Below are 21,636 nucleotides of genomic sequence, written 5' to 3'. Positions count from 1 at the left end.
CTCGCCCTCGCGCGTCACCGCACCTCGGCACCGACCCCGGCACCGACCACGGCACAGGCCGCGACGCAGGCCTCGACACCGGCCTCGACACCGGCCTCGACACCGGCCTCGACACCGGCCTCTGCCCCGGCACTCGAACCCGCGGCCGAGTCGGCCGCGAAGAGCGATCCCGCCACGATGCCCATGACGATGCCGATCGCGATCATCGGCTACAGCTCCCGGTTCCCGCAGGCCGACGACGCCGAGGCATTCCGGGCAATGCTGCTGGCCGGCACCGACACCGTCACCGAGGTACCGCCCTCTCGGTGGAACGTCACCGAGCACTACGACGCGAACCCGGCTGCCGAGGGCAGGTCGGTCTCCAAATGGGGTGCGTTCGTCGACGACGCCGACTGCTTCGACGCCGAGTTCTTCGGCATGAACCCGCGCGAGGCCGAGCTCACCGACCCGCAGGCCCGGCTGTTCCTCGAGCAGGCATGGCGAGCCCTCGAGCACGCCGGGCTGCGCCCCTCGCAGCTCGCCCGCGCCCGGTGCGGCGTCTATGCGGGCGTGATGATGAACGACTACCGCGACGTCATCGAGCGGCACAGCATGTTCGCTCGACTGCCGCAGGTCATGCAGGGCAACTCGAACTCCATGCTGGCGGCCCGCATCGCCTACCAGCTCGACCTGCGGGGCCCGGTGGCGACGCTGGACACCGCTTGCTCGTCGTCGCTGACCGCCCTGCACCTGGCCTGCCAGGCGCTGCGACTGGGCGATGCGGACCTCATGGTCGTCGGCGGCGTCACGCTCTACCTGACCGAGCTGCCGCACGTGTACATGAGCCGGGCCGGCATGCTGTCGCCCACCGGGCGATGCCGGCCGTTCGACGCCGCGGCCGACGGCATCGTCCCCGGTGAGGGGTGCGCGGCCGTCGTGCTGAAACCCCTGGCGGCCGCGCTGCGCGACGGCGATCCCGTCCATGCCGTCGTCCGCGCGTCCGGCATCAACCAGGACGGACGCACCAACGGCATCACCGCCCCCAACGTGCACGCCCAGGCCGACCTGTTGGCGTCGACGCTGCATCGCCACGGCATCGACCCTGCCTCGATCGACTACGTCGAGTGCCACGGCACCGGGACGCCGCTGGGTGACCCCATCGAGATCGACGCGCTGAACCGGGTCTTCGCCGCCGGCCGGGCGCGCGGGACGCTGCCCATCGGCTCAGTCAAGGGCAACATCGGGCACACCTCGGCCGCGGCCGGGCTCGCCGGTCTGCTCAAAGCCATCAGCGTGGTGGAGACCGGCACAGTGCCGCCCTCGCTGCATGTCCAGCGCCTCAACCCCCGCCTCGACCTGGATGCCGGCCCGCTCCGGATCGCCACCGGATGCGAGGAGCTCGCCCGCCCCGCCGGGCGCGGTCTGCGGGCCACCGTCAGCTCCTTCGGCTTCAGCGGCAGCAACGCCGTGGTCGTGATCGAGCAGGCACCGCCGACCACCGCCGAGCAGGCACCGGAGCGTCCCGTGCTGATCGCGCTCTCCGGCCGGGCGCCGGCGGCAGTGGCGGATCGGGCCAGGGAACTGGCCCGCCGGTTGCGGCGTCCCGGCACCGCCATCGACCTGGCCGCGATCGCGCACACGTTGGGCTGCGCGCGCGACCACCACCGCATCCGGGTCGCGTTGCTCGTCACCACCGGCGCGGAATTGCTGGAGTCGTTGGATCTGCTCGCCGCCGGTGCAGCCGACCCCAGGCGCCTCGGCGAGGCTGCTCCGGGCCGAGCCACCCACACCGAGGCACCGTCACGGGCGCTGCGTGCCGCGCAGCAGGAGCTGGCCACCCGCCTGGCGGCCTCGCTCACCGAAGAGCCGTCCGTCGCCGAGCTGCGCGCGCTGGGACAGCTCTATGTCCAGGGCGTGGACCTCGACTGGGAGACTGTCGCGCCCGGCGGCCCGCACCGCCGGCTCTCCCTGCCCGGCTACGCCTTCGGCCGGGACCGCCACTGGGTCACGACGCCCGATGCACCGACACCGGCACCGACACCGGCACCGGCACCGACACCGGCACCGGCACCGGCACCGGCACCGCAGTCCACGCTCCCGGCCGAGGACCTCGTGCTGCAGCGTCCGGACTGGATCGCCGCCCCGCTGCCGCCCGTCCCGGCCCCTGCCGCCGCGGCGACGCTCGTGTACGGCCCGGCCGGCGTGCTGGACGGCATCGCACCTGCCGGCGCGGTCGCCGTGCGCGACGCAGCGGCTGCGGGCAGTGCCGTCGCCGATGCCGTCGCGGCCGGCGCCGACAGGCTCACCGCACTCGTCGCCGTGCCGGCCGCCGACGAGGACGGCGCGCAGCTGTTCGGCGTCCTGCGGGCGATGCTGCGCGCGCTGTCCGACCGGCGTCTGCACCTCGTCCTCGTCACCGACGACGCCGTTTCGGCCCGGGCCGGCGGGGCGCTGGTGCAGTCGCTGCGTCAGGAGAACCCGCGGCTCACCGGGCGGGCCGCGCTCGTGGGCCGCGATGACTCCCGGTGTGGCGCCGCGCTCGCGGCGGAACTCGCGGCGACCGCCGCCGAACACGGCCATCTCGTCGACCTGCGCGGCCCCGGCCGGCTGCGCGCCACCGTCTCCGCTGCACCGCGGCCTCCCGCGGCTCGCCCTCGGCCCGCACCGCTGGTCCACCTGGTGACCGGCGGGGCCGGTGGTGTCGGCCGGGCACTGGCACGGCGGCTCGCGTACGGCGGCGACTCGGTCGTGCTCTGCGGCCGGACGCCGCACGACCGGCTCCCCAGCGATGTGCGTGACGAGCTCGACCGGCTACCCGGCACGCGCTACACCGTCGCCGACATCACCGATCCCGCCGCGGCGGAGGCCCTGGTCGCCGATGTGGTGGCCGTCGAAGGCACCCTGAACCGCGTCTATCACGCCGCCGGGGTGATCCGGGACTCGTATCTGATCCGCAAGGACCCGGCCGACGTCCGCGCGGTGCTGGCGGCGAAGACGGCCGGTGCCCGGGCCCTGGACCGCGCCACCGCGGATCTCGAGCTGGACAGCTTCGTCCTCTTCTCGTCGGTCGCCGCGGTGACCGGCAACCTGGGGCAGTCCGACTACGCCTTTGCCAACGCCCACCTCGACGGTCTCGCCGCGCAACGGGCCGGTGAGGTCGCGGCCGGACGGCGCCACGGACGCACCCTCTCGGTGCAGTGGCCGCTCTGGGACGTGCCGGGGATGACGGTGCCCGAACCCGTGCTCACCGTCGTCTCGGAGACGACCGGGATGCGACCGCTGCCGGCCGACACCGCCCTCGACCTGCTGGAGAACCTGCTGGCCGACGACGCCACGACCGACCCGATCGTCTCGATCTTCGTCGGCGATCGGCAGCGCTGGCAGGCCCATCTGGCAGCTCACCACCTGCTCGCTCCCGACGCACCGGATGCCAGGCTCGTCGCAGCCCCGACCACGGCACCGGGAGCCTCCGAGGCGTCGGGGGCACCTGCACCGGGCGCGTCACCGGGGCAGGACCGGGCGGCCGTGGTGGCCCGCGTCAGGGCGACGGTCGCCGAGGCGGTGGGACGTCCGGTGCAGACCATCCGTGACGAGCACTCGCTCGCCGACCTCGGCCTGGACTCGCTGATGATCCGTACCGTGTCCGCCCGGCTCAGCGCCGCGCTGGGACCAGTCGGCCCGGAGGTGCTCTTCGGGGCCGGACACCTGGGCGACGTCGTCGATCATCTGCTCGCGACCGCTGACGCGGCGCCGGAACAGAGCCTCGCCGTCGCCGAGACGCCGGCCCCCGCAACGACCCCACTGCGAGCCGCGCCGCTGACACCGGCGCCGACACCGGCGCCGAGATCGGCGGCCAGCGTGAGGACGCAGCAGCGGAGCGTCACCCCGGCGGGGTCGTCTGCGGAGGCCTTCGCGATCGTGGGGTTGAGCGGCCGCTACCCGCAGGCCCCGGACCTCGACGCGTTCTGGGACAACGTGAGTCGTGGCGTCGACACCGTGAGCGCCCTGCCCGCCGACCGATGGGAGGACGGCACCGTCCACGCCGACGGCCACTTCCTGGACGATGTCGACGCCTTCGACCCCGACTTCTTCGGGTTCCCGACCCGCGACGCCACGCTGCTCGACCCGCAGGAGCGACTCTTCCTCGAGACGGCCTGGCAGGCGCTGGAGGACGCCGGCTGCACCGGCGAGCGGCTCGACCACCTGCGCTCCGAGGACGGTGTCGCCCGCAGCGTCGGGGTCTTCGCGGCCGTCACGGCGAGCGACTACCAGCTGCTGGGAGCGCAACGCTGGCACGCGGGCGACCGCGACGTCCCCAGCGGGCAGTACTGGAGCCTGCCCAACCGGTTGTCGTACCTGCTGGATCTGCGGGGACCGAGCCAGCCCGTCGACACCGCGTGCTCCTCGTCGCTGGTCGCGCTGCACCTCGCAGTGGACGCGCTGCGGCGGGGCGAGTGCGCGGCCGCGCTGGTGGGCGCGGTCAACCTCTACCTCCACCCCTCACGGCTGCACATGCTCGCCCGTTCCGGCTTCCTCGCCCCGGACGGCCGGTGCCGCAGCTTCGGCACCGGCGGCGGCGGCTTCGGCCCCGGTGAGGGCGTCGGCGCCGTGGTCGTCAAAGCCCTGGATCGTGCGCTGGCCGACGGCGACACCGTCCACGCCGTCATCCGGGGCAGCGCCGTCTCCCACGGCGGACGCTCGACGGCCTTCACCGCCCCCAGCACGACCGCGCAGGCGGCCGTGCTGCGCCGGGCGCTGGCCCGGTCCGAGGTCGACCCCGGCACCGTCACCTACGTCGAGGCGCACGGGACGGGCACCGAGCTCGGGGATCCGGTCGAGGTCGCCGCGCTGCGTGCGGCCTACGGCGACACCGGCACGCCGTGTGCGCTCGGTTCGGTCAAGTCGCTGATCGGGCACGGCGAATCGGTGGCCGGTCTGGCGGCCCTCACCAAGGTGATCCTCCAGCTGCGCCACCGTGTCATCGCCCCGACGCTCCACGCCGACCCGGTCAACCCGCTGCTCGACCTCGCCGCCACGCGCTTCGTCCTCCCCGCATCGGTCCGCGAGTGGCCGGTGCTGCACGACACCGACGGCACGCCCTTGCCGCGTCGTGCGGGAATCAGCAGCTTCGGCGCGGGCGGAGTGAACGCGCACGTGATCGTCGAGGAGTTCACCCCGACGACAGCCCCGACAGCCCCGACGGGTCCGACCGGCCCGCAGCTCGTGCTGCTCTCCGCCCCCAGCCGACCCCACCTGGTCGCCAGCGCCGATCGGCTGGTCGACTCGCTGCGGCGAGACCCGTCCCCGTCCCTGGCCGACCTCGCCCACAGTCTCCGTACCGGTCGTCGGCACGCCGACCACCGGCTCGCGGTCGTCGCCTCCGACATCGCCGACCTCACCGCCGGACTCACCGCCTTCGTGCGCGACGACGCCGCCGGCGAGAGCGTCCACGTCGGGTCCGTCGGGGGCGAGGTCGGACCGGCGCGCTCGCTCGCCGGCCTGGCCGAGACCGACCGGTTCCTCGCCAGCCTCTGGGCCGGTGGGCGCCTGCACCAGCTTGCCGCGCTGTGGGTCAGCGGTCTGGACATCGGCGGGCCGGCCCTCCCCGGACGGATGATCCCGGTCGCCACCAGCGCCTTCCTGCGCCGCCGCTTCTGGCTCGGTCGCGCTGCCGAGCCCCCCATCGTCGCTCCTGCGCCCGCGCTGGTGGGTCACCCGGCCCGGCACCTGCCGCCACAGCCGCAGCAGACGACGCCCCCCGTCCCGCAGCGCCCGTGCCCGCCCGACACTGCCCGCGATGCCGCCCGCGATACCGACCCCGGTACCGCCCGCGCTGTCGACCCCGCTGTCGACCCCGCTGTCGACCCCGCGGTCGACCCCACCGCCGGGGAGCTGCTGGCCGAGCTGTCCGGCCTCGTCGCCGACCTGGTGGCCGCGGGCACGGACGCGGTCGACACCGAGACCGGGCTGCTCGACCTCGGCATCGACTCGATCAATCTGATGAATCTTCGGTTCCAGATCGGCGAGCGCTACGGGACGACCATCCCGCTGCGCAGGCTGAGCGAGGCCAGCGTCGCCGAACTCGCCCGCCAGCTGGCCGGTTCGAAGGAGGTGGCGACCCATGTGTGACCTCGTTCCCCGTGTCCCGCCCCACCGCAGGAGGAGCAGCTCGTGACGACACGTACCGAAGCCGGCACCCCGTTCGAGTTGAGCGAGATCCAGCAGGCCCTGCTCGTCGCCCGGGTCTCGGACGGCAGCGCGGGAAGCACCCACGTCCACCTCGAGTTCGAGGTCGACCGCCTGGACCGGGCGCGGCTGGACCGGGCCTGGAACGCGGTGCTCACCACCACCGACATGCTGCGCGCGCGCATCACCGTCGACGGACTGCAGGTCATCCAGCCGCAGGTCCCGGAGCAGCACATCGAGTGGCTCGACCTCGGTCACGCCGAGCCGCACGAGGTGACGGCCGCGCTGGCCGAGCTGCGAGCGCGCGGGGCCGCCGACCTCGATCCGTTCCGCTGGCCCCTCTTCGCGGTGCGCGCCGTCGCGCTGCCCTCGGGCCGCGACCGGGTGCTGCTCGACGTCAGCGAGTTGATCGCCGACGGTCCCAGCGTGTCGGTGCTGCTGCAGGACTGGTACGGCGCCTACCGCACCGGACAAGCCCCGGTCGCGCCCGGCGTCGATTTCCCGCAGTACCTGGAGCGCACGACCGTTGCACCGAGCCCCCGGTCGGTCGCGTACTGGCGCGACGCGCTGGCAGACGCAGACCTCGATGCCGCACTGCGTCCCGCCGGACACGACGGCGACGCCACCGCCGTCCCTCCGGCGTACGCGCGGCAGGTGACGACGCTCGCCGCCGGCGACTGGGCGGCAGTCTCGCGCACCGCCCGCCGTGCCGGTGCCACCCCCTCGGCGCTGCTGCTGGCGCTCACGACCGGTGTCCTGGACGTCGAGACGACCCGGCGCGCCACACCGCTGCCGGACGTGCTGCCCGTCATCCTCACGACCTACAACCGCCAGCCGGTGCATCCGGACGTCCCCCGGCTCGTCGGGCCCATGATCTCCACGTCGGTCTACCTGGCCCCCCGGACGACCGGTGACCTGAGCGAACGGCTCGCCACCATCCAGGACCGGTTGTGGAGCGACCTCGAACACGGCGACGTCAGCGGCGTGCGGGTCCTGCGGGACCACCGCCGGCGAACGCGGTCGGCCGCTGCGGCCCAGCCGCGCACCGTCTTCACCAGCCTGCTGGGCAGCATCGCCGACCACCACGACGGTGACCCCGCTAACTGGGCGCAGCACGTCGACCTCGCCGCGTCGGCGACCCGGACCGCCGCCGTCCACCTCGAGATCTGCGCGCAGGAACGCGACGGCGCCCTGCACCTGAGCTGGGACCACCGCGTCGACACCGTCGAACCCGACCTCGTCGAGGCCGTCGCCGACCGCGTCCACGCCCTGCTCACCGCCCTCGCCCGCGACCCGGACACGGCCCTGTCCACCCCGCTGGCGGGCCCGGAGCCGACCCTGCCGCCGACCCTGCCGGCCGCGCCTTGCCATCTGCCGCTCACCGCGATCCAGACCGCCTACCTCGTCGGCCGCGTGACGCAGGGCGAGAGTTCCAGCGTGTGTCAGCAGTTCCTGCTGCCCCGGGTCGACCCGGAGCAATTCCGCGCGCACTGGGCCCGCCTGGTCCGGCATCACCCGATGCTGCGCGCGACCGTCGATCCCGACGGCACGCTGCGGGTGGACGATTCGTGCGTCCCGGACGCCGGTGTGACGGTGCGCGACCTGCGCGAGCAGCCGGCCGACGCGGCTGGCGTTGCGGCCGAAGCCAGAGGACGGCTGCAGGCCACCGCGCCGGCCCTCGGGTCCGCTCCGCTGCATCGCCTGGAGCTGGCCCTGCTCGCCGACGGCACGGCCGTGCTGTCGGTACTGCTCGACGCGCTGCTGGCCGATGCTCGTAGCTACGCGATGCTGCTCGGCCAGCTATTCGCCCTGCTGCGCGGGGCGGACGTGCCCCTCGAACCGTCGGCCGACCCGCGCGCCCACCTCGTGGCCCGCGGCGCCGCAGCCGGCGGCGACGAGCAGCGGCTCCGGCTCGCCCGGCAGCAGTGGCGCGCGCAGTTCGACATCCTGCCGGCCGGGCCGGCCCTGGCCACGACCGGCATCGGCCGACAGCGCGTCCACCGCCGGGCCGACATCGGGTCGTGGCGCGCGCTCGTGGACAGGGCGGCCGCCATCGGCGTCCCTGCGGACATGGTGCTGCTGACCGCCTACACCGACCGGGTGAGCACTCTCGCTGCCGACGACTACACCGTCACCGTGGTCTCCTGGGATCGTCCGGACGACGTTCCCGGCGCAGCCGGCATGGTGGCCGACTTCACCGGCCTGGCGTGGGTCACCGTCGACGCCACCCTGCCCGTCGACTTCGCTGCCCGGGCTCGCGAACTGTGGTCCCGCGTCCGCGCCCAGCTCGACCGCGGCGCGGTCGTCCCCGGTCTGCCCGAGCTGCGTCGCAGGATCATGCGCGAACGTGGCGAGTTCGCGCTGCCGGTGGTCTTCACCCGGGTCGCCGAACTCGACCCCGGACTCGCCATGGGCGAGGTGCGGCTGCTCGACAGCCAGTCGCAGACCGTCGGCGTCGCTCTGGACCACGTGCCGATGCTCGACGGCGACCGGCTCATCGCTCAGTGGGACGCCCTCGACGGCGCGGTGGACCCGTCCTGGTTGGAGCAGAACTTCGCCGATTATTGCGCAACCGTGCGCGAATTCGTTGATGCCGACGGCATCGACGCCGATGTCGACCCCGATGCCGACGCCGGGGACTCCCTCGGCGCGTCACTCACCGCGTCCTTCACCCGGCACGCCGACGAGGAGGCACTGATCGCGGGCGGCACCACGACGACCTACCGCGAGTTGGACGAGCGCACCGCGCGTATAGCCCATCGCCTGCGCGAGCTCGCCGGACCGTCCGGCGGGCACGTCGCGGTGCTCCTCGAACGCGGCGACACCCTGGTGCACGCGCTGGTGGCCGCCGTCCGCGCCGGCCTGCCCTACGTCCCGGTCGACGTCTCCGCGCCTGCGGACCGGGTCGGCTTCCTGCTCGCCGACAGCGAAGCACGGGTGCTGGTCACCGACCGGGGCCACGCCGGGCTCGCCCCGGCCGGCTGCGCCGTCCTGTGCCTGGACGATCCGGCCGTCCGGGCCGAGCTGGAGCACCGGCCGGCCACGCCGCCGGACTCCCCCGCCGGCGGGCAGGACCCCGTCTACACGATCTATACCTCCGGCACGTCCGGACGTCCCAAGGGTTGCCGCAACACCCACGCCGGGGTGGTCAACCGGCTGCGGTGGATGCAGGACGAATTCCCCGTCGCCCCCGGCGACCGGATCGTCCAGAAGACCCCGTGCTCCTTCGACGTCTCGGTCTGGGAATTCTTCTGGCCGCTGCTCACCGGGGCGGCCATCGTCGTGGCGCGGCCGGGCGGACACCAGGACCCTGCCTACCTCGCGACCCTCGTCCGCGACGAGCGGGTCAGTGTCATGCACTTCGTGCCGTCGATGCTCGACCTGTTCGTGCGCGAACCCCTCAGCGCGGCATGCACCAGCCTGCGTCACGTCTTCGCCAGCGGCGAGGCGTTGCCGGCGAAGACCATGCACCGGTTCTTCGCCGTCATGCCGTCCGCGGTCGAGCTCCACAACCTCTACGGCCCCACCGAGGCCGCCGTGGACGTCACCCGGTGGACCTGTCGCCGGGACTGGACCGAGAGCACGCTGCCGATCGGGACACCGGTCGCCAACACCCGCATCCATCTCGTGGACGACGACCTGCGTCGGGTCGAGCCCGGAGAGACCGGCGAGATCGTCATCGCCGGCGTGCAGGTCGCGCTCGGGTATCACCACCGTCCCGAGCTCACCGCGGAGAAGTTCATCGCCTCGCCGTGGGACGACGAACCGTCGCCGCGCCTCTACCGCACCGGTGACCTCGGTCGCCTCGACGCCGACGGGCTGCTGCGTTACCTCGGCCGCAACGACGATCAGGTCAAGGTGCGGGGCATGCGCGTCGAGCCGCAGGAGATCGAGGCCGCCCTGGACGGAGTGCCCGGGGTCACCGGCGCAGCCGTCGTTGTCGTGACCGATCCGGACACCGACGAGCGGGAGCTCGCCGCGGTGCTGACCGTCTCGCCCGGTGCCGCCACGCCGACGCTGGCCGACCTCCGGCGCGTCGCGGCCCGGCACCTGCCGGCCGCACTCGTGCCGTCCCGGTCGGTCGTCGTCGACCGCTTGCCGCTGAACCCCAACGGCAAGCTCGACCGCGCCGCCGCCGCGCTGCTCGCCACGCCGTCGCCCACCAGGCCCCGTGCGGAGAGCCCGGCCCCCGGGCCGAGCCCCCTCCCGGTCGGCCGCGACGTGGCCGTCGCCGAACCAGACCCGACACCCGTCACCAAACCGAACCCGACCGCCGTCGCCGAACCGAACCCCACCGCCGTCGCCGCGATCGCCGCCGAGGTCATCGGGCTCGACACCGTCGATCTCGACGCCGACCTCTTCGATCTCGGTGCCACCTCGTTCTCGATGATCCGGCTGGCGCAGCTGATCGACGAACGCCTCGGGACGGCCGTACCCGTCGACGTCCTGCTCTCCTCACCGACTCCTCGGCACATCGCCGCCGCCTGCACGTCCACGGCCGACCCGATGCCGACATCGGTGCCCGACCCGACGGCCGGAAGGAGCGCCGATGCGACGGCGGCACCGGTGGCCGGCCGCGCCGCGCCGGCCACCACCGGCCCCGATGTCCGCATCGCCTTCGACCCCGAGGCCAAGGCCGCGTTCAAAGCCGCCCGCCACGCCGAGCGCATCCTGCCAGTCGATCGCCGCCGACAGGCGCTGCCCGCCGTCGCCGGGGACGATCCGCTCGAACTCTTCGATGCGACATCCTTCCGGACGTTCGCCGAAGCGCCGATGGACGCGGGACCACTGCTGGACCTGCTCGCCACCGTGACGTGGGGCCGTCTCGACGCTCCGAAGCGGCGGTACGGATCGGCCGGCGGCCTGTACCCCGTCCAGGTCTACGTCTGCGTCCGTCCCGGCGCGGTGACGGATCTGGCCGGCGGTCTGTACTACGTCGACCCCGCCGGACGCACGCTCGTGGAGGTCGACGGCGAGCTCGGTCTCGACACCGAGCAGCACGTGTTCCACAACCGCGGCCTGGTCGAGGCGAGCGCCTTCGCAATCTTCCTGGTCTCGACGCCGTCGGCCATCGCCCCGGTCTACGGCCAGGCCAATGCCGAGCGCTTCGCGCTGATCGAGGCCGGCCAGCTCGCCCAGCTCCTCGCGACGCGGGCCCCCGGCCTCGGCCTCGGCACGTGCGCGATCGGCGAGATGAACTTCGATGCTGTTCGGGACCGCTTCGACCTGCAACCGGACCAGGAGCTGCTGCTCTCGCTGTGGGGCGGAGCGCTGGATGGCGCCACCCTCGAGCGTCGCGCGTCCCTCGCCACCCTCGCCTCCGGTGCAGCGATCGCCACCGAGCCCGCGATCGCCACCGAACCGGAAGTCGCCGCGGTCGACGAGCGAGCGGTCGCGATCATCGGTTACGCCGCGGATCTGCCCGGTGCCGACGACCTCGACGCCCTGGACGCTCTGCTCGCAGCGGCCGGGACGGCGATCGGCCCCATACCGGCCGACCGCGGGCTTCCCGTGCCCATGGACGGTCCGGCCGGGTGCCGCATCGGCGGTTACCTGGCCGATGCCGGGCGCACCGAACTCGACACCCTCGCGCTCTCGGCCCCGGACGCCGTCGCCGTCGACCCGCAGGAGCGGCTGCTCGTCGGGGTCGTGCGCCGCTGCCTCGACGATGCCGCCATGACCCCCGCCCAGCTCGCCGCCGGAGGCCGGGTCGGCGTCTTCGCCGGAACCATGTGGCACGACCACGCACAGCACGGCGTCGACGCGCGGGCGGCCGGACGGCCGGGCACCTTCGCCACCCGGGCCGGCCTGGCGCACCGGGTGTCGCACCGGTTCGGCCTCACCGGACCCAGCACCGTGCTCGACTCCGGCTGCGTCTCCGGCCTGGCCGCCGTCGAGGCCGCGATGGCCGCACTGCGCTCGGGTTCCTGTGACCTCGCCGTCGCGGCCGGGGCGAACCTGGTGCTGCACGCCGACCACCTGGACGTGCTCGCCCGGATGGGCCTGCTCGCCGACGACCCCGACTCCTGCGCCTTCACCGCGCAGGCGAGCGGGTGGCTCGTCGGCGAGGGCGTCGGAGCCGTGCTGCTCAAGCCGCTCGACGCCGCCCGGCGCGACGGCGACCCCATCCATGCGGTGCTGCGAGGCGGTGCGCTGGCGCACTCCGGACGGACTCGCACATTCGGCATCCCGGACCCGGCAGGCCTCGAGCAGGTGATGCGCGCCGCCATCGCCGACGCGGGCCTGGCACCGGTCGACATCGGCTACGTCGAGGCTGCTGCGGCCGGGGCCGGCCTCGGCGATGCGCTCGAATACGCCGCTGTCGCGCGCCTCGTTGACGAGCGGGACGACACACCGCTGCCCGTCGGTTCGGTCAAGCCCGGCACCGGTCATCTGGAGGCAGCGTCGGTCTTCGCCCAGCTGGGGAAGGTGATCGCGCAGTTCCGCCGCGACACCCCGTACCCGACGCGCCTGACCGGTCCGGTCAACCCGGCCCTCACCGATCGGCGAGCCGCCCTCGCTGACGGCCGGACCGGATGGCGCACGGCCGACGGCCGACCGCGCCGAGCCCTCGTCAACGGGGTGGCCGGGGGCGGCTCGTGCGGCAGTCTCGTGGTCGAGGCGCCACCGCCACCGCCCGCCGACACCGGCAGCGTGCGAGTGCTGGCTCTCTCCGCCGATACCGGCGAGCTGCTCGCCCGCTATGCCGACCGGCTCGCCGAGACGCTCGGCCGGCGTCCGGACCTCGGCCTGGACGCGGTCGCCGACACCCTGCGCCACGGTCGCGTCGACCGGTCCGTGCGGGCCATCGTGGTCACCGACCGCGCCGGTGCCACCGACCGGTTGCGCGGCCTCGCGCAGGCGCTGCGGACCGGCCGGACAACGGCACCGGACGCGACCACCCTGACCCCTGACCCCGCCGAGCATGCGACCGCGGAACGCTGGCTGGCCGGGGAGGAGGTCGCCTGGCCGGAACAGACCTCCGGCCGGGCGCAACGAGTCTCGCTGCCGGCGGTCCCGGTGGCGACGGTGGCAGTGGCCCTCGACGGCGCCGTCGCGGCGGCCGACACTCGCCCTGCGGACCACACCGTCACCCCGTCATCGGCCACGGGAGCAGACACCGAGTCCGCCACCGAGACTGCCACCGAGTCGACACCCTTCGACCGACTGGCCACCGTCGTGGCCGAGGTCGCCAGCATCCCCGCGACCAGCCTGTCGCCCCGGCAGAACCTGCTCGATCTCGGCATCGACAGCCGGCAGCTGCTGCACATCACGACCCAAGTCGCCGCCTCGGGAGGACGACGCATACCCATGGAAAGCTTCTTCACCGTCGACGATCTCGCTGAACTCGCCGCGACCGCCTTCCCTTCCGAAGGGACCGTGCGATGACGTGCGTCGTGATGTTCCCCGGCCAGGGCGCGCAGCAGCGTGGCATGGGCGCCGACCTCTTCGGTCGCTTCCCCGAGCTCGTCGCCGAGGCCGACGCCATTCTCGGTGACGACATTGCGCGGCTCTGCATCGACGACCCCGACGACCGGCTCGACGACACCCGGTGGACGCAGCCGGCGATGTACGTCGTCAACGCGCTGGCCTTCCGGGCCGCACGGGAAGACGGGTTGGTCGCCGACGTCGCCGTGGGCCACAGTCTGGGCGAGTACAACGCGCTGGAGGCTGCCGGGGTCTTCGGGTTCGGCGATGGACTGCGCCTCGTGGCGGCCCGAGCGGCAGCGATGGCCGCGATCACCGGTGGCGGGATGAGCGCGGTGATCGGGATGCCGGAGTCGACGCTTCGCTTCCTGCTGCTGCGAGCCGGCTTCGGCACGCTCGAGCCGGCCAACCTCAACACCGCGACGCAGATCGTGCTGGCCGGTCCCGGCGAGGACCTCGACGACGTGACCCAGATCCTCGAGGACGCGGGGGCGCGGATGGTCCGCCGCCTCGCGGTCAGCGGGCCGTTCCACTCGACGCTGATGGCCCCCGCAGCTCGCGCGGTGGAGCCGACGATCCGCGCGACCGGCTTCGCGACGCCCACCATCCCGGTGCTGGCGAATCGCACGGGCGACACGTACACCCCGGCGACCACCGCCGACCTCCTCGTCGAGCAGATCGACCACCCGGTGCTATGGCACCGCACCGTCGCGCGTCTGCTGGACGACGACCCCGACACCGACTTCGTCGAGATCGGCACGAGCCGGGTACTGGCCGGGCTCCTGCGACAGATCCGGCGTGAACGCAGCATCGGAGCAGCGGCATGACCCGCGTCCCCGGCACCGCCACGGTGCCTCGCCCCGTCACCGACCCCACCCTGCGGGTCTTCGTCTTCCACCACGCCGGCGGGTCCCACCTCACTTTCCGGGACTGGCCCCGACACTTCCCCGCCGACTGGGAGATCGTCCTGCTCGACGCTCCCGGCCGCGGCCGCCTCGCAGACCTGCCCTCCTGCCGGGACGCCGACGAGTTGGTGGACGTGTTCCGGGACGAGGTGCTGCTGTCGGCGACGCGACCGTTCGCCTTCATCGGACACAGCATGGGCGGCCTCATAGCCCACGAGCTGACCGCGCGGCTGGCGCGGGAGGGTCTGCCGACGCCGGTGTGGCTCGGGCTCTCGGCGCGGGGAGCGCCACGCGCGCAGGGTGAGGGCACCGAGCGATGGCGGCTGCCGGATGCCGACCTGCGCGACCACCTGCACCGGATGGGAGGGACTCCTGCGGTCGTGCTCGACGACCCCGACCTGTGGGACATGCTGGCTCCGCTGATCCGGGCCGACCTGCGGGTGGTCGAGTCGTGGCGCCCGCGCCCGGACGCCGGACCCGTCCCTGTCCCGCTCTCGGTCTTCGGCGGTACCCGCGACATCGTGGTGCCGGTCGACCGGCTGCTCGACTGGGAACAGCACGCAACCCGCTGGCAGGGCGCCCACCTCTACGACGGGGACCACTTCTATTTCCAGTCCCGCCCCGGTGAGGTGGTGGCGGCGATGGTCGAGAAGATCCGCCACGCCCTGTCGGCGACGTCGCCGGGTAGCCGCCGGTGACCGCACGTCATCTCCGAGTCGAGGACCTCGTCCGGGTCCGCGGCACCCGAACCGTCCTGAACGGGGTGACGCTGACCGTCTCGGCCGGCGAACGTCTCGGCCTGATCGGCGAGAACGGCGTGGGCAAGTCAACCCTCCTCGCCACGCTGGCCGGGGTGGAGCCGCCCGACTCGGGCACGGTGCACGTCGCTCTAGACGAGGCCGAGATCGGGTACCTGCCGCAGGAGCCGTCCTTCCCTGCCGACTGGACCTTCGCCGAGGCCCTCGCCCACGCGCGTCGCGGTGTCGATCGGCTGGCCGACCGGATGCGCGAGCTCGAGCAGTCGATGGCCACGGCCGACGGCGCCGAGCTGTCGGCGCTGACCGACGAGTACGGCCAGGTCCAGGAGGAGTTCGCCGACCGGGGTGGGTGGCACTTCGAGGCGCGGGTCGCCGAGGTGCTCGACGTGCTCGGGCTCGGCGGACTCCCCACCGACCGGCCCGTCGACCGGTTCTCCGGCGGCGAGCGGGCGCGCCTGGCCCTGGCCGTCCTGCTGCTCGGCGAACCCGGCGCCCTGCTGCTCGACGAGCCCACCAACCACCTCGACGACGACGCGGTCGACTGGCTGGGGCGGTGGATCGCCGGCTTCCGCGGCCCGTGCCTGATCGCCAGCCACGACCGCGACCTGCTCGACACGGCGGTGACCGGAATCGTCGACCTGGACGGCCCACGGGGCAGCGTGACGCTCTACGGCGGCGGGTACGGCGACTATCTCTCGACCCAGCGGGCCGCGCGGCGCCGTTGGGAGCAGGCGCACCGGGACTGGCTCGCCGCCTGCGCCGACGCGGCGACCAGGCTGGCCGGTGCCGACCGGGCAGCCACGGATTACCGGCCCCGACGCGACAACGCCAAGATGAACTACGACATGCGGGGCGCGGGCGCGCAGGCCGCCGTGGCGCGGAACGTGCGATCGGCTCGCGCCGAGATCGACCGGCTACACCGCGACCCCGTGCCGGCGCCGCCCCCGCCGCTGCGCTTCGGCCCCGACGCGGTCACCGGCGCAGGTCCCGACAACGCAGGTCCCGACAACGCAGGTCCCGACAACGCAGGTCCCGACGGCGCGGCGCTGCTCGTGGCCGAACCGTGTCGCACCGACACCGGCATCGAGTTGCCCGGACTGACCCTGGCCGGCCGGGACCGGATCGTCGTGGTCGGCCCCAACGGCTCGGGTAAGTCGACCTTCCTGCGCCTGCTGGCCGGGGTGGAGACGGCCGCACGCGGGACGGTGTGGCGCCGTCCGGGCGTCAGGGTCGGCCTGCTGCGTCAGGACAGCGTCGTCGACGACCCGACCCGCCTGCTGCGCTCGGCGTACGCGCGCGCCACCGGTACGGCTGAGGACGACGCCGGCGAGGCGCTGCTGGCACTCGGGCTCTTCCGGCCGGCCGACCTGGACGTCGCTGTGGGGTCGCTCAGCAGCGGGCAGCGCCGTCGCCTGGACCTCGCCGTCCTGGTGACGGGCCGCCCGGACGTGCTGCTCCTGGACGAACCCACCAATCACCTCAGCCTGGCGCTCGTCGCCGATCTGGAGGCCGCGATCGAGCAGTTCGCCGGGCCGGTCGTGACGGTCACCCACGACCGCCGGTTCCGCGCCTCGGCGGGCACCACCATCAGCCTCTGAGGATCGACCTCACGCCGTGACGGCGACGTCGGCCGGGCGTCCCGTGAGGTCGGCGGAACGACCGGCGAGGCGGCACAGGGCTTCCATTCGGCGGGTGAGGTCGCGGTGCTGCCGGGCCAGGTCACCCAGGTCGCGCTGCAGGTCGGCGATCTCGGCGGCGAGGGGTTGCCGCGCGTCGAACGGGCTCTCGGCGGCCGTCTCCACCGACGGGCGGACGCGGCCCCGGCGCGCGGGCGCACCCCGCTCCGCGGGCGATCCGACCGGAGCGTCGAGCTCGGGATCGTGCTCGAGGACGGCGCGCAGCCGGGCCCGCAGCGCCGGCCCGGGCTCCATGCCCAGCTCACCGCTGAGATGGCCGCGGGCTCGCTCGTAGATTCCGAGTGCCTCGGCCTGGCGGTGCGACCGGTACAGCGCGAGCATCAGCAGGTCGTAGAGACGCTCACGTAGCGGGTTGGCCGCGACGAGGTCCTCCAGGTCGGCGATGACGTCGGCGTGCCGGCCGGTCCGGAGGCTGACGTCGAAGAGCGTCTCCAGGGCCTGCAACCGACCCTCGTCGAGCTGGGTCGCGTCGGCCCGGCAGATGGCGCCGGTGCACCCCGCCAGGGCCGGACCGTGCCAGAGATCCAGCGCGCCGCGCAGCACCTGCAGGGCTCGCTCGGGGTCGTCGTGCGCCAGCGCCCGTCCCTCCGAGGACATGCGCAGGAAGCGGGCTGCGTCGGTGGCCTCCGGACCGGCGTGCAGCACGTAACCGAGCGGATGGGTGAGCACCCGCGGTGCGGCGGGCCCGCCCGCGGTCTCCAGCAGCCGACGCAGCCGGACCACGTGAGCCTGCAGCGCGTTGGCGGCATTGGCCGGCGGGTCGTCACCCCAGAGCTCGTTCACGAGCTGTCCGGCAGTCACCGGACGTCCCATCCGCACGACGAGCGCGCCGAGCAGCGCCCGCTGCTTGGCCCCCTTGGGCGACACTGCCGGCCGACCGTTCTCGTGCAGCTCGATCGGTCCGAGGATTCGGATCTGCATACGTCCACCAATCTGTGGGGATGTGACGTCGGTCAGTCGAAGCGGTTCGGGTCGAGGAAGTCGATGCGCATGTCGGGGGCGTGGCCGACGACCAGGTCGGCGACGAGCTGGCCCACCGCGGGCGAGTGCTTGAAGCCGTGGCTGCAGCAGCCGCCGGCGATCACCACGCGCGGATCGGCGCGCGGACGGCCGATCAGGAACTGACCGTCCGGGGTCTGGGAGTAGGGCGAGACCGATACCCGGACGGGCTCGTCGGGCAGTGCGGGCAGATGCCGACGGGTCTGCTCGGCACACGCCGTCCAGTCCGCCGGTCCGATCGATCGGTCGAGTTCCTCGACCACCACCCGCTCGAAGTGGACGCCGACATCCTCCAGTCCCAGCTTGACCAGCGAGCTTCCCGGCAGCCGGCCGTGGCCCCAGAGGACCTCGCCGCTGTCGAGCTCGCGCATGAACACCGGCATGCTGGCCAGCTCGAAGCGATCGTCCGCGGGATCCGGGGTGTACCAGGTGACCGGCATCCGGATCGTCTCCAGCGCCAGCCCGTCGACGAGCTGATCCAGCCAGGGACCGACGCAGAGCACGACCTGACGGACCCGCAGTTCGCTGAGGCCGGTCGAGAGGGTGACGCCGCGAGGGTCACTGTCGAAGGCGAGCACGCGCGTGTCGGTCAGCACGCGCGCCCCGAGGTCGACGGCCCGGCTGACGGCGGCGTGGATGGTGCCCTCGGCCCGGACGACGCCGGCCTGCGGCTCCAGCAGAGCGACGTGGCCGGCCGGGACGTCGGCATGGGCGGGCATGGCCGCGGCAAGCCTCGGGGCGTCGAGCAGCCGGTAGTCCAGGTCGTGGGTGCGGGCCGCGGCGAGGGCTCCCCCGACGATCGCTCCGTCAGGCGGGCCGATGAGCGCAGCACCACTGCCGACCATCAGCTCGACACCGGTGCGCCGCTCGAGTTCACGCCACAGCTGCGCCGAACGCTGCGCCATCGGTACGAGATCGGGGTGTTCCAGGCAGGCCGTGCGGAACATCCGGGTGCCGCCGTACGACGATCCATGGACGTTGCCCAACCCGTAGCGCTCGATGCCGATCACCGAGACCCCGGCCTCGGCGAGCCGCCACAGCGCGCACGCGCCCCAGGCGCCGAGGCCGACGACGGCGACATCGGCGTGGAAGTGAGAGGCCGTCATCGTCGGACCGTTCAGGCGACGCCGGCACCGAGCGCGGCGCCGGTGACGGAGCCTGACATCGAGCCGGAGAACCGCGGCGCGACCTCCGAGGCGAAGAGCTCCATGGCGCGGCGGGCGCGGTGATGCGGCAGATGACCGGGATTGAACTGCAGGCTCAGGCAGATGTCGGAGCCATACCAGTCCCTGATCTCCCCGATCTGCCCGGCGACGTCCTCGACGGTGCCGGCGAGCACCTTGCGCTCGGCCAGCGACCGATCGAAGTCGTAGGTCTTGACCTTGTCCACGAATTTCTCGTATCCGGGGTACGCAGCGCTGCGCGCGGTGGCCCAGCCGGCCACCGCGTCAGCCATCCGGGCGACGTAGTTGTGCTCGTTCTCCCGGGCGTCGGACAGCACGACCTCGGCGTCCTCGCCCAGGTAGCAGGTGTACTTGACCTGGATGCGGCCCGGCCCGTCGTGCCCGGCTTCGGCGCGAGCCGCCCGATAGCCGGCGATCATCGCGGTCAGTCCCTCCCGAGAGGTCACCGACGGGACGACCTGCAGGTGGTGACCGGCACGACCTGCCGCCGCACAGGACTCCGGGCTCGTGGCCGAGGCGACGAAGATCGGTGGGTGCGGCTGCTGCAGCGGGCGCGGATAGCTGGTAAACGGGCCGAAGCGGTGGTGCTCTCCCTCGAAAACGACATCACGGCCGGTCCACAGCGCCACGCACGCCTCGATGCCTTCGTCGAAGCGGGAGCGACTGGAATCGAGAGAGACGCCGAACGCCTCGAACTCCGTGGGCAGGAACGCGCGGCCGAAGCCGACGTCCAGGCGACCACCCGAGAGGTTGTCCAGCATCGCCAGGGAGGCCGCGAGCTGGATCGGCTGAGCGAAGGCCGCGATGACTGCGCCGGTGGTGACGCGGATCCGAGTCGTCCGCGCCGCCACGGCGCTCAGGAAGGCGATCGGGTCCGGGCTGTACCCCCCGTAGGGCGATCCGAAGTGTTCGACGATCTGGACGTGCTCGAACCCCAACCGGTCGGCGTCCGCGGCCAGCTCGAGGGCTTGCGCGTAGTAACGGTCGGCACTCAGGCGCGCAGGATCGACAACCGGAAAGAAATTGACGCCGAATTCCATGGACCCTCCAGAGGTCGCTCGAGTGGGTTGACCGTCCGAATATGTTTCGGCGCTCAACGATCTGTCGTTGCGGCAATCGTCACCAGAAGTTGTCAGCTCGACCCGACGGCGTCCCGTCCGAGTTCCCGGCCGTCCTGGACACATCGCCACCAGCCGGCCAGCGTGGGGTCGAGCCAGAGGTCCTTCTCCTCGAGCCGGATCCCGTGCTCGGCGGCGGCCGAGACGACGTGCATGACCGTGAGGGAATGGGCGCCGTGATCGATGAGGTCCTCGTCGTCACCGGGCAGCTCGGCGACCGATCGACGCATGCTTCGGGCCACGACCTCGCGGAGCCGCTGCACCCCGAAGTCCTCGTCCGTGCCCTCATTGCCACGGTTCGGTCCTGGTGTTCGGTCATGGTCGGACATGGCTCGGAAATTAGCAGGAAATTGCGTCAGAACACCCCGTCGGCCGCGATTCCCTCGGCAATTGTGTGCATTACTGAGGACGCAGTAGAAGTCCGCTTGAAACGCACTTGAGGCCCACTAGGAATCAGTATTGGACGCCACCCGCGGGCCCTTACCCTGCCGATGACTCCCCAGTGCAGTGAGGTGCTTCGTGGACCGTTCCAGCAACGTCCGGACGCTCCGGACCGACATCCGTCTGCTCCCCCCGGCACCGTCGGCGACCTCGCTCGACGGGCCTGCTCCGACGCCGCTCCGTCCCGCCGTCGCCGGCTCGGTGACGCGGGTTTTCGTGCTGGCCCACGACGCTCTGGTGCGCACCGGCATGCGGGCGATGCTCGCCGGAGCGGCAACCGTCGAGGTCGTCGGCGACGGTGAGATCGAGCCGCGGGCCCAAGCCGAGCTGCTGAGCAGCGCACCGGACGTGCTGGTGCTGCACGACGCGGCGCTGGTGCAGCAGGCACGCCTGATGATCGAGCACCTCGACCCGATCCCCCGCATCGTCGTCGTGGGCGGCGACGCACGCCCCGACGACCGGCACTGCGTCCACGGTCTGCTCCCGGCCAGCGTGGCCGGCGCGCAGCTCGCAGCCGCCATCGAGCTGGCCAGCTCCGGCTACCGGGTGCTGCGCGACGACATCGACCCCGACGTCGGCCCCGAGGCAGCCGTCGCGGTTGCGGACGAGGACGAGACCCGGCCAGCCGCAGCCGCCGGCACGGCCGCACGGCGGGTCACCACCGGCGCCTCGATCGCGGCGCTCACCGACCGCGAGCGGGAGGTGCTCGTCGGGATCGCGAGCGGCCTGAGCAACGCCGGCATCGCCGCCGAGCTCACCGTGTCCGAGCACACGGTGAAGTCCCATGTCCGCAGCGTGCTGCACAAGCTGGACCTGCCCAACCGCGTCCACGCCGTCATCCACGCCTACGAGTCCGGCCTGCGCTGAGCGCCCGGACCGCCGCAGCGACCGCGCGCAGCGACGACCCGCAGCGACCACCCCACGACGACACGGAACGAGGG

The 21,636-nt window shown here is 73.2% G+C and carries 11 protein-coding genes; 6 read left to right on the top strand and 5 right to left on the bottom strand.

Features of this window, described 5'->3' with window-relative positions; all coding sequences use genetic code 11:
* Positions 1 to 14: 14 nt before the first annotated feature.
* The gene (locus tag AC0NZQ_RS06685) at positions 15 to 206 is read right to left on the bottom strand and encodes a hypothetical protein (RefSeq protein WP_474528899.1); all 192 of its coding nucleotides are present in this window, start codon (positions 204 to 206) and stop codon (positions 15 to 17) included.
* Between AC0NZQ_RS06685 and AC0NZQ_RS06680 the strand changes: the two genes are divergently transcribed.
* Genes AC0NZQ_RS06680 through AC0NZQ_RS06660 form a run of 5 tightly spaced genes read left to right on the top strand, consistent with a single transcriptional unit; the run spans position 184 to position 16,854 of the window.
* Positions 184 to 6,108 carry an SDR family NAD(P)-dependent oxidoreductase gene (locus AC0NZQ_RS06680; protein ID WP_474528898.1) on the top strand — a complete coding sequence of 1,975 codons (5,925 nt, stop codon included), beginning with the start codon at positions 184 to 186 and terminating at the stop codon, positions 6,106 to 6,108. The two genes, AC0NZQ_RS06685 and AC0NZQ_RS06680, sit on opposite strands and share 23 nt — an antisense overlap.
* A gap of 42 nt (positions 6,109 to 6,150) precedes the next feature.
* The gene (locus AC0NZQ_RS06675; RefSeq protein ID WP_474528896.1) at positions 6,151 to 13,554 is read left to right on the top strand and encodes an amino acid adenylation domain-containing protein; all 7,404 of its coding nucleotides are present in this window, start codon (positions 6,151 to 6,153) and stop codon (positions 13,552 to 13,554) included.
* Positions 13,551 to 14,420 carry an ACP S-malonyltransferase gene (locus tag AC0NZQ_RS06670; protein ID WP_474528895.1) on the top strand — a complete coding sequence of 290 codons (870 nt, stop codon included), beginning with the start codon at positions 13,551 to 13,553 and terminating at the stop codon, positions 14,418 to 14,420. The genes AC0NZQ_RS06675 and AC0NZQ_RS06670 overlap by 4 nt, the downstream gene beginning before the upstream one ends.
* Positions 14,417 to 15,196 (top strand): thioesterase II family protein, encoded by a 780-nt coding sequence (locus AC0NZQ_RS06665; RefSeq protein ID WP_474528894.1) that lies wholly within the window; start codon positions 14,417 to 14,419, stop codon positions 15,194 to 15,196. Before AC0NZQ_RS06670 ends, AC0NZQ_RS06665 begins: the two co-directional genes overlap by 4 nt.
* On the top strand, positions 15,193 to 16,854 hold the full coding sequence (locus tag AC0NZQ_RS06660; protein WP_474528892.1) for an ABC-F family ATP-binding cassette domain-containing protein: 1,662 nt from the start codon (positions 15,193 to 15,195) through the stop codon (positions 16,852 to 16,854). The genes AC0NZQ_RS06665 and AC0NZQ_RS06660 overlap by 4 nt, the downstream gene beginning before the upstream one ends.
* Positions 16,855 to 16,863: 9 nt before the next feature.
* Here AC0NZQ_RS06660 and AC0NZQ_RS06655 read toward each other — a convergent pair whose 3' ends face one another.
* From AC0NZQ_RS06655 to AC0NZQ_RS06640, 4 genes are all read right to left on the bottom strand, one after another.
* On the bottom strand, positions 16,864 to 17,874 hold the full coding sequence (locus tag AC0NZQ_RS06655) for an AfsR/SARP family transcriptional regulator (RefSeq protein WP_474528891.1): 1,011 nt from the start codon (positions 17,872 to 17,874) through the stop codon (positions 16,864 to 16,866).
* A gap of 32 nt (positions 17,875 to 17,906) precedes the next feature.
* Positions 17,907 to 19,058 carry an N-methyl-L-tryptophan oxidase gene (solA, locus tag AC0NZQ_RS06650; RefSeq protein ID WP_474528890.1) on the bottom strand — a complete coding sequence of 384 codons (1,152 nt, stop codon included), beginning with the start codon at positions 19,056 to 19,058 and terminating at the stop codon, positions 17,907 to 17,909.
* 11 nt (positions 19,059 to 19,069) lie between these two features.
* On the bottom strand, positions 19,070 to 20,176 hold the full coding sequence (locus tag AC0NZQ_RS06645) for an LLM class flavin-dependent oxidoreductase (protein ID WP_474528889.1): 1,107 nt from the start codon (positions 20,174 to 20,176) through the stop codon (positions 19,070 to 19,072).
* Positions 20,177 to 20,268: 92 nt separating this feature from the next.
* On the bottom strand, positions 20,269 to 20,583 hold the full coding sequence (locus tag AC0NZQ_RS06640; RefSeq protein WP_474528888.1) for a phosphopantetheine-binding protein: 315 nt from the start codon (positions 20,581 to 20,583) through the stop codon (positions 20,269 to 20,271).
* A 190-nt stretch (positions 20,584 to 20,773) separates the two neighbouring features.
* On the opposite strand from AC0NZQ_RS06640, the gene AC0NZQ_RS06635 reads away from it, so the two are divergent.
* Entirely contained in the window at positions 20,774 to 21,562 is a 789-nt protein-coding gene (locus tag AC0NZQ_RS06635) for a response regulator transcription factor (RefSeq protein ID WP_474528887.1), read from the top strand.
* The last annotated feature ends 74 nt before the right edge of the window (positions 21,563 to 21,636 follow it).

Source organism: Jatrophihabitans sp. sgz311053, assembly GCF_056135305.1.
Note: the sequence above shows the minus strand (reverse complement) of the source record. Positions and strands in the feature narration are given on the sequence as shown.